Annotated in this window: 10 protein-coding genes; all 10 read right to left on the bottom strand. The window is 52.3% G+C overall.

Annotation, left to right across the window (positions count from 1 at the left end):
• Position 1: 1 nt before the first annotated feature.
• The 10 genes from KI379_RS22710 to KI379_RS22665 all read right to left on the bottom strand — a co-directional run bounded on the left by KI379_RS22710 (position 2) and on the right by KI379_RS22665 (position 14,393).
• Positions 2-988, bottom strand: coding sequence for a carbohydrate ABC transporter permease (locus KI379_RS22710; protein WP_089549174.1), 987 nt, complete (start codon positions 986-988; stop codon positions 2-4).
• 27 nt (positions 989-1,015) lie between these two features.
• Complete coding sequence (locus KI379_RS22705) at positions 1,016-1,885, bottom strand: carbohydrate ABC transporter permease (RefSeq protein ID WP_076172757.1); 870 nt, start codon at positions 1,883-1,885, stop codon at positions 1,016-1,018.
• Positions 1,882-4,131, bottom strand: coding sequence for a DUF5696 domain-containing protein (locus tag KI379_RS22700; RefSeq protein WP_212984982.1), 2,250 nt, complete (start codon positions 4,129-4,131; stop codon positions 1,882-1,884). Before KI379_RS22700 ends, KI379_RS22705 begins: the two co-directional genes overlap by 4 nt.
• Positions 4,132-4,141: 10 nt before the next feature.
• Positions 4,142-4,789: a Yip1 family protein gene (locus KI379_RS22695; RefSeq protein WP_076172755.1), complete on the bottom strand. Its 648-nt coding sequence runs from the start codon at positions 4,787-4,789 to the stop codon at positions 4,142-4,144.
• Positions 4,786-6,210, bottom strand: a complete 1,425-nt coding sequence (locus KI379_RS22690; RefSeq protein WP_212984981.1) for an NHL repeat-containing protein — start codon at positions 6,208-6,210, stop codon at positions 4,786-4,788. Before KI379_RS22690 ends, KI379_RS22695 begins: the two co-directional genes overlap by 4 nt.
• Positions 6,211-6,219: 9 nt before the next feature.
• A complete protein-coding gene (locus KI379_RS22685; protein ID WP_089550416.1) occupies positions 6,220-7,077 on the bottom strand; it encodes a carbohydrate ABC transporter permease in 858 nt (285 codons plus the stop codon).
• Between the two features lie 20 nt (positions 7,078-7,097).
• Positions 7,098-8,048, bottom strand: coding sequence for a carbohydrate ABC transporter permease (locus tag KI379_RS22680; RefSeq protein ID WP_212984980.1), 951 nt, complete (start codon positions 8,046-8,048; stop codon positions 7,098-7,100).
• Between the two features lie 21 nt (positions 8,049-8,069).
• Entirely contained in the window at positions 8,070-11,042 is a 2,973-nt protein-coding gene (locus KI379_RS22675) for an extracellular solute-binding protein (protein ID WP_212984979.1), read from the bottom strand.
• Positions 11,043-11,164: 122 nt separating this feature from the next.
• Positions 11,165-12,583, bottom strand: a complete 1,419-nt coding sequence (locus tag KI379_RS22670) for an ABC transporter substrate-binding protein (protein WP_212984978.1) — start codon at positions 12,581-12,583, stop codon at positions 11,165-11,167.
• A 397-nt stretch (positions 12,584-12,980) separates the two neighbouring features.
• A complete protein-coding gene (locus KI379_RS22665; RefSeq protein WP_212984977.1) occupies positions 12,981-14,393 on the bottom strand; it encodes an ABC transporter substrate-binding protein in 1,413 nt (470 codons plus the stop codon).
• Positions 14,394-14,418: the final 25 nt, after the last annotated feature.

Below are 14,418 nucleotides of genomic sequence, written 5' to 3'. Positions count from 1 at the left end.
CTTACTCAACCAGCCCGGAACGCTCCACGCCTTGAATGAAATACCGCTGCAGAAAGAGATAGACGACAAGCATCGGAATCAGTGCAAGGAATGTAGCGGCCATGACGACAGGCAGGCTGAACACTTCAAAGCTGCTGCCTGTCAATGTATCCAGGGATTGATAGAGCCGCGGAAGCATCATCGGCAAGGTAAACTTCTCCTCCGACGTCAGGAAGATCGACGGCTCGAAGAAGTCATTCCAGTGCCATACCAAGGACAGCAGGGTCGTTACGACGATCGCGGGCGGTGTAAGCGGGAGAATAATTCTCCAGTATACGCGGAAGCTTCCGCAGCCATCCACCCTCGCCGCATCCTCCAGCTCCCACGGAAGCCCGCGGAACAGCTGGCGGAAGATAAAGATGAACAAGGCACCCCTAAGCCCATTCGCAAAAAAGGAAGGCACGATCAGCGGCATCACGCTGTCCAGCCAGCCGATCGTCTTGTACTGCATATACAAAGGGACGATGATCGTTTGCGGCGGAATGATCATCGTGAACATGCACAGCACGAACAGGACTTCCCGTCCGGGAAACCTAATGCGGGAGAAACCATAGGCGACGAAAGAGCAGGATAATACCTGGCCGATCACACTCACTACGGAAATGAGGGCCGAGTTATTGAAATGCGTCCAAAACTGCAGCCCCTTCATCCCGTAGTAGAAGTTTTCCCACGCCAGACTTGTCGGAATCCACTTGATCGCGAAGTCGATCAGATCCACCGGATGCTTGAGCGAGGTCGTGATCATATAGATAAACGGATAGAGAAAAACAAAGGCCAAGTCAATCAGAATGACGTACACGAAGATGCGGTAAATGAGCGCGAACCAGCGGCTTTTGCTGCTGATCCGGCTGATGACGCTGTTATTTCTTAACGCTTTCGCCCGGTTAGCGATACTTTCGGGCTGCACAGCCACACGCTGCTTGGTCTTCGACATCGGAATCGGTTTCACGCTGCACCACCTCCTTGCTCCTCATTCTCATTTTTCACCTGTGTATACGACTAAGCGCCTGGTTGAAGCAAATACGATAATGAGCAGCAGGAAGATAAACAAGAAGTAGATCCAGCCCATACCGGACGCGTAGCCCATTTCGATCTTCGTAAAGGCCGTATCTTTGATATAGACCATCATCCTGTTGTTGATATCCGTAAAGGAATCCACGCATGTATAGACGAGATTAAGCAGGATGATCGGTGAGATCAGCGGCAGCGTGATTTTCCAGAACATCTCCCATTCGGTTGCACCGTCGCATCTGGCCGACTCATAGAGCGACAGAGAAATCCCCTGAAGTCCGGCTAAAAAGAGCAGGATCTGCACGCCCGTTTTCCAAAAGATCACGGTAAGCCTGCTCAGCATATCGAAGACGATCTGCGAGAACGTCGGGCCCATATACAGAAATACTTCCTCCGGAACGCCGATGCCGTTCACCAGCGTGTCTTTGCCGACCCCTGCGTAGAGCAGCTGCTGCATCGCAAGGCCGGAGCCGATCAAAACAGGCAGGAAAAATGCAGCCCGGAAGAAGGCGCGCCCGCGAATCTTATGATTCAGCAGGATCGCGATAAACAAAGAGAAGACCAGAATCAGCGGCGTATTGATGACGGCATCCTGCACCACCGAAATGAACAACGGAATAAACTGCGTATCCAGCACGAACGCTTTGTTGAAATTTCCCCAGCCGACAGGCTCCAAGTCGAAATTGCCGACGCCGACCACTTCATGAAAGGCCAGCCAAAGGGAGTAAATCAAAGGATACAGCATGAACAATGCGAACCCGATCGCCCATGGAGCGATATAAACATAGCCTGCCAGCATCTTTTTTCGTTCCAGACTCAACTTTTTCCCTGTCATGCTGATCCTCCCTTCGGCACCACGATGAAGTTTTTGCCCGGAACGACATGATGATCGACCGTCACCTCACCCGGCGTATAATTGACAATGACGCGAGTCCCGTCCTCATATACGACCTCATAGACATCATCCTGCAGCTTGCGGTGCTCCTTCATCGTTTGCGACCATACCGATCTCAGCTTGTCGTTCATCTCTTTATAGTATTGGACCGCTTGATCCACCCAATTGCTGTAAGCCGAACTGAACAAATCGCTGTAGATGGTGTCCTTCAAATCTTCAGAGTGGTTCATCGTTAATTGGTAGTACGGCATATAGCCGTATTCCACCATTTTGAGGTACTGCAGCTGTGGATCGTAGAATAAATTTTGCGGATCGCCCGAGTAAGGAATAATGCCGTGCAGCGCCATCTGGTAGAACGGGATCGTTTCGTCGGTAAAGAAAAAGCCGCTGTCCTCCATCGGGATACCGAACAGGCGGGAGGAATGCTTCAGGCTGTATCCATTCCCCCCAACCGAGGCCGCACCGCCGAACTGCAGGACCGATTTCTCCATCATTTCCGTCCACTGCTTGGCTGTCCCCCCGCGCTTCAGCGGGTAATCGTCATTATAATCGTAGTAGAGCTGACTGCCGATGCCGTCGAAGTTGATGCCGGTAATCCCCAGCTTGCGCAGCGGATTCAGCACTTTCTTCTGGAAATGCGCATTCTGCTTGCCTGCATTCAAGTAGAAGAGCTCGCTGTAACGGTCGGTCACGACAAAATGATTGGCTCCGACAACGACGTCTTTACGCGACGAGAACCCGTCGTTGCCCTTCCATGCCTCGACATAGTTGTCCTGCAGAAAAAGCTGGTAGTTCTTCGCCTTCGCATACTCGCTCAGCTTCGCCAGCCCGCTTGTGCCGCCCAGCTTACGGGAAGGCTTATATCCCGACGGATAACTCATGTAGCCTTCGCCCGTCCAACCGAGCAGGTTCGCCGAAATCGACTGCACGCCGCGCTGGCTGAGGTCCTCCATCATGTCCTGCGCCTCTGAGAAGGTCGTATTCTGAATAAAATGATCGATCAGAATCTGGTCCTTCTTAATGCCCATAAGCAGGTCAAGTCCGAAAGGAACCGCTTCCCCTTTCTTCACCTTCGGAATCACGCCTTGCTCGTCGAGCAAATACTCCCTGTAGGCGGTCGCCATATGGCTGTAATCGGCTTCTTTGCCGCTAAAGAACATGTAGCGGATGGTATGATCCTCGCGGATCAGGTCCTTTTCGGGCTTCTTCGTCAGATTGCCGTCTTTCTTAACCGCTTCATACTCGCGCCTGTAAACGAGCTCGGAAGATACACGGTTCAAATTAATGAGATAGCCGCTCGGCGAATAGAGGATATTCGCGTCGTATTCTCCCTGGGTGATGATCCCCATAAAGGAGTTATCGCCCACTTTCAAGCCGAAGATCGGCAGCATCGCGTTTTGTTCCCGTCCGAAAAAATTGAAGGTTATCGTATCCGCGCCGTAAACGCTCGCACGATAAGGATTCAAATAATTCGGGTGGTTCGTCTTAAAATAAGACAGCGCACCCGGCCCGTCGGGATAGACCGCATAGCCTTGATCATGATCCGATGCCGCTCCGAAGAAGGGAAGCGGAGCAACCGACATGAGCCAGTTGTCTTCCCCTTCCTGGATCGATTGGCCGGGTACGGTGACTTCGAGGGCGTTCCCCTTCAATTGGAATCTCATATCGAAGCTGATTTTCAGCCTGGGCAGCTCGTAACGGACCGATATCCCGTTTTCCAGTGAGGTCGTCGTCATCTTCGGCTGCTCAAGTGCAAAGTTCGTCTCCTGCGTTTCCAGCGCAGGCAGATGGGGATCCGTGTAGGTCAGATGAAAAATCGACTGACTGCTGGCGGTCCACAGCTCATTCCCGTCCGTTTCGACATCCTGCAGCGGAACTGCCGATTCCCACCGGTACCCGTTGCTCTTGTCGATCACCGCGATGGCGGAATCGGATGAGCGGAACTGCAGCTCAAGCCGGTCGTTCTCGGCGATCTTCTCATAATGGGTTGGCTTCTGCGGCTGTCCGCTCTCCTCCGGAGCCGGCATCTGCTCACTCTCAACGACCTGGTTCTTATTCGGCCGCATTTCCTCCTTGGCCCGTTCCATGGCCCTTTGCACGGAGGGTAACGCCAGAAGCACGAGCGCAGCAATGATGACGCTGACGGTTAAATAGTAGATCCATCGTTTGGCGAGTCTCGTTTTCATTGTACCCCCCTCAATTTTCCAGTAAGTATCTGACTTCTACGGCCACTTCACGCACAAATTGAAGAACGTGGTTCGTCAAGGCGAAGACAAGCCCTACCGTTCCCCAGAAAATAATAAAGGCAAAGATGGATAAAAGGAGGACGCCGACCGCCTTCTTAAAGGTATAATCGTTCAGCACCTTCAGTTGAATGAAGATGAGCAGGGCCACCCACAGCCATATGATCGAATTGATGCTGTTGTACAGCCCCAGTTCGCCCCTTGACATCACCAAGGAGACGGCAGCCAGCGGGATGGTAAATACGATATAGGGAATCAAGGCATAGGACATTGCGGTCAGCACTTGGCTGAAGTAGGCCTCGCCGTCCATAATCGCTGTAATTAAATAACAGGCAATCACGCCCGAGATCAGCGGGACGACGAAGCGGATGATTTCCAAATTTAAATTGGCATCCTTCGGCTGAAGCGACGTCATATGAAAGCTGGTCATATAGATCGAGATAATTCTGACGCTGATGGTCAGCAGGATTAAGACGAATGCCGAGATCAGATGCTTGTTTTTCTGCAGCTCCTCAAAACCGTCCACCGGATGGAACAGTATTGCTATGCCCAGCCGCAGTGACCGGAGACCCGACTGTTTGATATCCGCCGTTCTGATCAATAGCCATACCTCCTTATGACGGTATTCGTGACGCGGATCATGAATTTGACGATAAAGTAGATGGCGACCACGATGAGAACGACGGCCAAGATAATCCAGCCCAAATACTCACGCAACAAGCCATGCCGGTACTCGGCAAAAGCGAGTGAATACCCTTCCTGGTCATTGCCCAGCTTAAATTCCCGCATCGCTTCCTTCCATCTCTCTTCCTTCATCAGCGCTTTCGCCACGCCGCGGTGGGCAAGCGGATAGTTCTCGTCGATCTTCAGCACTTCCTTCCATGGCACCATCGCTTCCTGGTAACGCCCGTTGAAGTGCAGCTGGCTCGCTTGGTGGACCAATTCCGCGAAGCGTGTCGGCTGAAAAATTTGAATGTTATTGCGGTCCCGGTCCAGCACGTAGATTTTGCCCGCCTTATCGACGACGATGCTCGTCGGGTATTCAAAGCGCCCCTTCTCATCGCCTTGTCCGCCGAATACAGCAAGCAGATTGCCTTCCTGATCGTATTGATAGATCTTCCGCGACATCGCGTCGAGCGCGTTCACGACCCCGTATTGATCGACAGCCATATCGATGAAATAGGGGTTTTCCAGCGCCCCGCTTTCGATCGAGGCTTCGCCGAAAAATGCCTTCTTGTAGATGTTTTCACCCATGGCATTAAACTTCTTGAGCTGGTCCGCTTCGATCAGAACCGTCGGCGTATAAATAAATCCTTTACCGTCGATCGTGATATTTGAATTTTGCGGAGGAACCGCATTGTTCAGCTGCTCCCGCTGCTCCGGTGTTGCCAGTAACCGGATGAGCAGCTTCTTCCAGTCGAACGGAACGCGGTTGGCGCCGATGTAGCCGCGGAACTGGTTCATCGCGTCGATCATCATGAAGCCGCTGTAGTCATTTTTATTGAGCGCATAGAGATAACCGCGCCGGTCCATGATGACTTTATCCGGGGAAAAGTCCAAATCTTCGCTCAGCAGGGAAGACTCCGGCTTGACGAATTCTTCGATCAATTCCCCTTTCGGAGACAGATGAATGATCCTGCCGCTGCCCGTGTCCGCTACGAACATATGACCGAGGCTATCGACATAGATACCGCTCGGACTGCTGAGCTCGACGCCTTGTTCTTTCCCGAAGATGCCCAGCACTTTCCCTTGGCCGTCCAATTTCACAATCCGGTTGTTATCCGTGTCGGCTACGTATAAGAGCCCCTTCTCGTCGATAAACAAGTCGTTCGGTTTATTCAAGCCGGGCTGGCCAACATCCATAATGATCGTGTCTACCGTATAGGTCAGGGGGATCGGCATCCGATGGCCATACATCGGATCGAGCGTATAAGACATTTGCGGGAGCGCATGGGCAGGCAAGCTGCTGATCAGAAACAGCAGACCGCCGAGTATACCCGCCGTTATTCGTTTGTACACCATATCCGCCCCCTATGATTTGATCCCGGAATGAACCATCGTATTCATAATCAGCTTCTGAAACAGCAGGAAGATGAGAATCGGAGGAAGCGTCATCAGGAACGTGCCGGCAGCCAGCGCACCCGTCCGCGCAACGACGCCAGGCCCTCCTGCCAGTGTCTGAATCGCCAGCGGCAGCGTCTTCATCGATTCACTTGTCGTAAACACGAGCGCCGAAAAGAAATCGTTCCAGTTCCCGATGAAAGAGAAAATAATCAACGTTGCCCAGGCCGGCTTGCTCACCGCCATAATCACCCTCCAGAAGATTTTCCAATCCGATGCGCCGTCGATATGCGCAGCCTCAATCAGGGCATCGGGAATTTGGTCGAAGAACTGTTTCATGAGGAAGATGTTGAAGGCCACGGCGATCTTCGGCAGAATTAACGCCCAATACGTATTGACCAAGCCTAAGCTCGATACGATCATATAAGTCGGGATCTGGGTCACCTGCGGCGAGAACATCAGAGCGGACAGGATAACGGAGAAGATGAAGCCCGCACCCGGTGGTTTGAACTTGGATAACACGTACGCTCCCAGGCAGCACACAACCAAGCTGGAGAGCACGACCGCAACGGAGACGAACAAGCTGTTGAAGATGTACCGCGAGAAAGGAACGACAGAGCTGTCCGTCGCGGTAAGCAGATCAAAGAAGCTGCGCAGGGTCGGCTTCTGTACGAAAAATCTCGGCGGATAAAGAAACAGCTCATCGAGCGGTTTGAAAGCCGTGGAAATCATATATACGATCGGCAAGGACGTAAATCCGACCAATGCGATCATAAACGCGTATAACAAACCCCTGTTGAAACGGGCGATAAATTTCGTAAAGCTCATCGTCACGTCCTTTAGCCCCCTTATTGATCTTTGGACGATAGTAACCGCATCACGATGCGGCCTAAGCCGAACGTGACTACAAACAGGAAGACGGCGATTGCCGATGCGTATCCCAGCTCGAACCGGATGAAGGCATAGTCGAACAGATGCGCAATAATCGTATGGCCCGCATAGTTCGGGCTCGGCATCCCGGAGATGGCCACGGCAATGTCGAACACCCCGAAAGCGCCGACAATGGCGTTGACCGCGCCGAACAGCAGCTGCGGCTTCATCAGCGGCAGCGTAATGAACCACAATTCCTGAAACCGGCTGGAAATCCCGTCAATGGCACCGGCTTCATACAGCTCTGGCGATACATTCTGCAGCCCCGCCAGGAATACCAGGAATCCTGTACCCATGCTCATCCACAAAGAAACGATGATGATGACCGGCATGATCGTATTCGGATCCGTATTCCAGAGAATCGGTTCGCTGATCATGCCCCAGTTGAGCAGCGCATTGTTCAATAACCCGTAGCGGTCTCCGGAGAATATGTACAGCCAGACGATCGATAAAGCGATTCCGCTCGTAATCGAAGGGACGTAAAAGGCCAACGAGAAGATCATTTTGGCCTTCAGCGTATTGATCACCCACGCGAGCAAAAAGGATAAGCAATAGCTTAGCGGCCCGGCGATCACAGCGAAGATAAACGTATTTTTTAGCGATGTGAGAAAGATGTCGTCTTCCAGAAACAAGACGCTGTAGTTGGATAAGCCTACCCACTTCGCCGGTTGGAGCATGTTGTAGTAGGTGAAGCTGAGATAGACCGACTGCACGACGGGAATGACGGTAAACACGATGAAGAGAATCAGGAACGGGCTGAGAAACAAATAACCGAGCGCAGCCCTCTTTCTCGCGTGAGTCAATTTGAATCGACGTGCCTTCTGCGGTGCCAGCTGGAGCGGCCCTTTAACCTCCACGCTGCTTTGCATACTGCTCCTCCTTCCGCCGCCTTAGTCTTTCGGCGTGAACCCGAATTCCTTCTGCTTGGCGTTAAGCTCTTTGTTAATATCCTTGATGCCCTTCTCCAGCGACTCCCTGATATTCATGCCGCCAAGAACGACGCGGTTCCAGGCGTTATCGATGTTCCGCCCCGTGAAGTATCCGCCGAGCACGTACGGCTGCTCTTTGTAGTACTTCCATTGGTCCTTCAATGCCTTGAGGTCGTCCTCCGGCCATGGCAGCTGCGATAAAGCGTCTATATTCGCCGTATTCCAGCGGGCCTCGACGCCGAGCAGCGCCTCCAGCTCTTGGCCGAACTGCAGCTGAACCTCTGTACTCGTCCACCATTTCAGAAACTCCCAGGATTCCTGCTGATGCTCCGATTGCTTGAAGATCGCAACGGACTGTACCGCTCCACCGGTCGTGCGGTCAATCGATCCATCGGCCTTCTGATGGCCGGGAGACGGAGCGACGCCCCAGCGTCCGATCAGCTCCGGCGCTGCAGTAGAGAGCTGTACATACGTGAGATAATCCGCGATCCCGATCGGCATTTCCCCAGTACGGAACCTGTTGAAAAAGTTGGCCATGACCGGGAATTTGTAATTGGTATACAGCTCCGTCCATTCCGTGAAGGCCTGGAAGGCTTCCGGTGAATCCAGCGCCGACTTTGTTCCGTTCTCCTTGTAATAGTCGCCGCCATTCTGGTAAAGAAACGGCATGAAGCCAAGCTGCGTGATCGGGTAGTACATCTGCATCCCGTTCTGCTGCAGAATCGGAAGCAGAGCATAGACCTCATCCCATGTCTTCGGGATGCTGACGCCCAGCTCGTTCAAGATATCTTTCCGGAAGACCAACAAGTTGAAATCCTGCGTTTCCGGAAGCGCATAGTTCCCCCCGTTGTATTTGAAAGGAATGAGCGATCCCGCAAGGAACCGTTTGCTGACTTGTTCATAATCAGGAAACTGCGTTAAATCGACGGAAGCATCCCGGATCGCAAATTCGACAGGCAGATGCGCATCGACGCCTGTTGCGACATCCGGCGCTCTGCCGGAGCTTGCCGCAAGCAGCAGCGTGTTGACGGAGCCCGAGTTCAATTGGCCGGCCGGGAGCGTATTGATGTTGATGCGTATGCCGGTTTTGGGCGTAAAGTCTTCCTCCGCCATTTCCTTCATAATTTCCGCCCACTCTTTGCCCCGGGATACCCAAACCTCGATAACCGGACCCTCTTCCTCCCCCGTTTCGTTGTCGTAGACACTGCCTACGCCCGTATAGTCCTTCGTAAAGGAAGCCATGAAGTTTTTAAACGTGCTGACCGATTTTTGCAGAACGTTGGATTTTACCTTCGGATATTTCGTATCCGGGGCGCTGATCAGAATGTAATCCAGAACAAGCGGCACATTCTGGAGATCCATCAGCAGCGTGCTGAGGTTCGTTTGGCTGTTGCTGAGCTCTGATAATTGTCTTGGAATCGAATCGGGGTTACGGATCATTTTCTCGAACGTGTGGTTCATCATCCGCAGACTGTTCACCGTGCTCGGCTCTACATCCGACAGAGCCTTGAGCGCATCCATCTGAACGAGCAGATCGTCCGCGATGACCTTCAAGTCCTCAATCAGCTTCGGCACCTTCTTGTTCAGCTCGTATTCGAAGTTCGGATCCGGCGTCGGTCCCGTGATCATAATAATGCGTCTGTACAGATCAGAGAGCTTCTGGGTATCGGCCGTCAAAGCTTCCATGATCGGTTGATACGGCCCGACCTGGGCGGTCATCGTCAGCGTATGATCGCCTTTCGTTAAGTACACAAGCAGGGGTTCATCTTTTCCTGTTTGTTCATTGTCCTTATGCAGCGTTTCGATCCGCCAGTTGCGCGAGTAGGTAAAAGGGTACAGCTCCAATTCTTTGAACGGAACTTTCCCATCTATAAGAATTTGACGATAGGACGGCAGCCCATCGCCCCACCATTGTCCAAATTTCAGCCCAATCTTATACAACCCGTCCTGCGGAACCGAGAACGCCCACGATGCCTTCTGACCGCCCTTCCTCCAGCGCCAGTCGCCAAATGCGTTCAGCCGGATTCGCCCATCGCCTGCCGGCTCCATTAACGGATCGCCATTCGATTCTCTGCGGATCGTCGGATCGGATTTCGTCGGATTGTTCTCCGCCTGCACTTTCACATTGATCTGCTGGGCGGGTTCATAGCCTTGCGCGGTGTAGGCCTGCTCCACTTCGGCATAACTGGGCAGCTGCTCCGGTGACGTAATCCGGATCTCGTCGATGGCCATCGGTTCGAGCAAATAATTCATCCGAATGACATGCTTGCCTGCGGTCATATAAAATTGGAAGGGTTCCGGGTACAGACCATTCCCGTCCGAAACCGGAAGGTCCATCCACTGCGGCTTCTCGATTTGCTTGGGTCTGACGTCGTCTCCCTGGTTGTTTTGGGCCGGATCGCCCCGGTCGACCCAGCTGCGGTAGAAATAGATACGCTGCGCCTCGCGAAACGGGCTTTCTCCGTCAATAAGCAGCTCCCGCTGAATCGGCATTCTTTTTCCCGGCATCGGATAATAACTTAGGGCCAGGTTGTAAAGACCGTCCTGCGGGATATCTACCGACCATTCGATCCACGTTGTCTTGCTGTCCCACACAAGAGCGGAAAGGCCGTCTACCGTTTCCAAGACCGGCTTCGTGCCTCCAAACGCCGAATGCTGATCGGCTTTCATCACGATGTCCGGTTGATCGGCAGGCGGATAGCCCTCTTTCTTATATCCGGCCAGCGTCGTCGCGTAAGTCGGCTCCAAAATACTGTTCACGGCTAATTGGTCATTCGTCAGCGGAACGCCCTGATTCTGATTCCGGTCCCGTAAACGTTCGTTGTTGGCATAAGAATGAAAGCTCTCACCGAAGGTCAGCGAAAAGACAAGAAAAGTGATCGATATAAGCATGACTCTCTTCCACTTTAGTGCATCATTCCAACGCCATTTCAAGCACTGTCACCTCTTTGTCGTTCAATTCATCAGGATGTCCCTTAAGCGGTTCTTTTCCTTCTGATGAAGAAAGGGGACAGGCGATTCAGCCGCCCCCTCCTTATGAAACCGGTCCACCTTGATTATTTCGATTCCAGTTTTTTGAGCTCGTTATCGACGTTCTTCTTGACTTCGTCCAGCAGCTTCTTCGGCTCGCCCTTTCCGTTCAAGGCCAAATCCTGAACACGGAAGGTTTCATCCCACAGCTTCTGGCCAACAGGCGTAACAGGGCGGTAATGCGCCACAGGCATTAAATCGACGAACACCTTCAGCTTCGGATTCTCGGTAATCTTAATTTCTTCGTTCACCTTCGGCATCGTCGTAATATCGTTGCCTGCATCCGCCCGCTTGGCCCAAAGCAGCGTGCCCTTATAGCCGCCGATAAACTTGAGGAGCTCCCATGCTTCCTGCGGATGCTTGGCTCCCTTCGGCATGACCCAGGAATGGCCGCCTGCCCATGTCGTTTGAGGATAACCTTCCGCGGAAGGCATCGGCGCGACGCCCCACTCGAAGGTAGGCTTCACCTTCGCATTGCTGGTCAAATCGTTCAGCACCCAGTTGCCGTCCACAACGAATCCGACTTTGCCGGTCCAGAACGAATTGATGCCGGTTTTGCCCATGACATCGTTGAACTTGTTGATTTTGGACATATCGTATTTTTTGGCGTAGCTGACCATCCATTCAAGCGCTTTCACAATTTGCGGGTGGTTTGGCGTCAATTCCTCGCCATTGGTCCATTCTCCGCCGAAGTTCCAGCTTTGCGTGTATAAGTAGGTTTGGTTTGCCCATGGAATAAAGCCGACCTGCTCATAGCCGCTGCCGTTGCTTGTTTTCTTGAACATTTTCTCCGCCATCGCGTCCAATTCCGCAATCGTGACCGGCGGCTTCTCCGGGTCGAGACCCGCTTCCTTCATAAGCGTTTTATTATAATAAAGCGCCCGGTTATCTGTGGTGAACGGCATCGCATAGAGCTGGTCCTTGTAATTCGCTTCCGCCCAGACGCCCGGATAATAATCGTCGGCGCGTACTTCGTCTCCGGCATCGACGAACGGCTGCAGGCTCTCCAGCGATCCCTTTGCCGCCCATTGCCCTACCATGAAGCGGTCGAGCACCGCTACGTCCGGAGGCGTACCGCCGGCAATCAGCGTCGTCAGCTTATCCGTGCCCCCTTGATCGATGATGTATTTCACCTTGATATTCGGGTGCTCTTTCTCAAATTCGCTGATGACAATTTTCGTGTAGTCCGTCTGGAATTTGCCTCCCCAACCCCAGAGCTCAAGTGTTACCTTTTCACCGCCGCCTTTACCCGTATCGGTATTTTTCTTGGCGGTATCGGTCTGTTGATTCGTACTGTCCGTTCCCTTTGTATCCTTGGCTCCATTCTCTCCGCTGGACCCGCCCGAGCCCCCGCAGCCTGTTAATACGAAACATACCGATAATGCGGTAACCAGATACTTGAGCATCGCTCTTCTCAAATGAGTGGCGCCCTTCTTTTTCCTCACTTACATGCCTCCTTTTTGCATATATAAGTTGAAATATTGAACTAGGAATGGGGGCAAGTACGTAAAATGTCCCTACGATCCCTCTTGTTTTCGGATTTCTTGATTTGTTTGAACCCATGTGAGGTAGAAATCCGAAAGCCAAATGTGACCGCTTCGCTTCTTCGGAATCATTTTACTCCCTTGCCTGCATCCTATTCTTTAGTTCATCTTATATAGGTTTTAAATGGTACTAATGAAGTTAATTCCTTTTTAGTGTAAACGCTTTTATGAGAGGGGATAATGAGACTGCTTTTGTATTTCGTGTACTATCTTTACTATCTTGGAAGGGGAGCCATCGGCTTTGCGTTTCTATTCGAGGCAAGAAAAAAAGAGTGCCTGTCATACATGACAGACACTCTTACGGCTGCTCATCGCGGCCTTGGGGATGCTCCATTTTGCGGCTTCCGTACCCCATGACCTTAGCCAATTCAGCATCGACGTTCTTCTTCATTTCATTCAAGAGCTCTCCCGGTTCCCCCTGTAGATTCATCGCCAGCGTTTGCACACGGAGCATTTCATCCCACATATATCCGCCCACAGGTGTGACGGGCCTGATGTAAGCATTCCCGAGCAGCTCCGTAAACACCTTCATCGGTTCCTTCTGATCCAGGCCGAGCTTGGCATTCACTTCCGGAATGCACATCAGATCATTCCTGCCGCCCTCGCGGCCGGCCCATAGGAGCGAGCCTTCCTTGCCCGCTACGTACTTCATAAACCTCCAAGCTTCCTCTTTATTTTTCGCCCCTTTGGGCATGACGAACGACCACCCCCCTGACCATGTGACCGGCCGGCTGCCATCAATTGTAGGCATCGGCGCCACACCCCACTCGAAATCCAAATCTTCCATCTCATTAAGAAGCCAGTTGCCTTCATAGACAAATCCGACTTTGCCGGACAAAAAGGAGTTTCTTCCGGTTTGTCTCATCATCTCCGAAAATTTCAACAGCTTCTTTACATCGTACTTCTCGGCGTAGCCCTGCACCCACTCCAGCGCTTTAACGTTCCGCGGATCGTTCGGCGTCAGCTTCCCGCCTCGCTCCCATTCGCCGCCGAAGTTCCATCCATGCGTATACAAGAAGCCCTGACCCATCCACGGGACGAATCCGACTTGCTCATATGCGCCGTCCCCGTTCGTTTTAAACATCCTCTCTGCCATGGCATCCAGGCCGGCAATGGTTCTCGGGGGATTGTCGGGATTAAAACCCGCCTGCTTCATCATCGTTTTGTTATAATACATGGCGCGGCTGTCCATATTCCAAGGGAGGGCGTACGTTTTGCCGTCGTATTGGGATTCCGCCCACACGCTTTTGTAATAAATACTCGCCATATCTTCACGATTCGCATAAGCCGAAATGTCTTCAATGGAGCCCATCGCCGCCCATTCGCCTACAATAAACCGGTCGATCATCGCGACATCCGGCGCCTTCCCTCCGGCAATCGCCGTCAACAGCTTATCCGAGCCTTGTGAATTGTCCGAGTTCTCGATGAAGGTCATTTCAACCTTGATATCCGGGTTTGCCTCTTCGAACGGCTTCACGACCGTATCGTAGAATTCGTCCTGAAATCCTCCGACCCACGAATACCAGAAGCTTATCGTTACAGGGCCGTTATGCTTAATCGAGCTGCTCGCAGCATTTTTTCCTAATAATTCCGAATTAACATTGAATGTCGCTCCCTTGCTGACATAAGCGTTCCATACCATGATTACGGTGGCCAGGAGTACAAGTATGAAAAGAACAGGCATCTTTCGACGAGTCAAGAACACTTTCATCGTTACCTCCACTTTTAACTTTCTC

This window comes from Paenibacillus cineris, assembly GCF_018333335.1.
GTDB classification, from domain to species: Bacteria; Bacillota; Bacilli; order Paenibacillales; family Paenibacillaceae; genus Paenibacillus_AQ; species Paenibacillus_AQ favisporus.
This window is presented reverse-complemented; position numbering and strand designations above follow the sequence as displayed.

Bases quoted from the DNA above. Each gene is read 5' to 3' on its own strand.
- KI379_RS22685 (WP_089550416.1), bottom strand. From the start codon at position 7,077: ATGAGCTTTACGAAATTTATCGCCCGTTTCAACAGGGGTTTGTTATAC.
- KI379_RS22690 (WP_212984981.1), bottom strand. From the start codon at position 6,210: ATGGTGTACAAACGAATAACGGCGGGTATACTCGGCGGTCTGCTGTTT.
- KI379_RS22680 (WP_212984980.1), bottom strand. From the start codon at position 8,048: ATGCAAAGCAGCGTGGAGGTTAAAGGGCCGCTCCAGCTGGCACCGCAG.
- KI379_RS22700 (WP_212984982.1), bottom strand. From the start codon at position 4,131: ATGAAAACGAGACTCGCCAAACGATGGATCTACTATTTAACCGTCAGC.
- KI379_RS22665 (WP_212984977.1), bottom strand. From the start codon at position 14,393: ATGAAAGTGTTCTTGACTCGTCGAAAGATGCCTGTTCTTTTCATACTT.
- KI379_RS22705 (WP_076172757.1), bottom strand. From the start codon at position 1,885: ATGACAGGGAAAAAGTTGAGTCTGGAACGAAAAAAGATGCTGGCAGGC.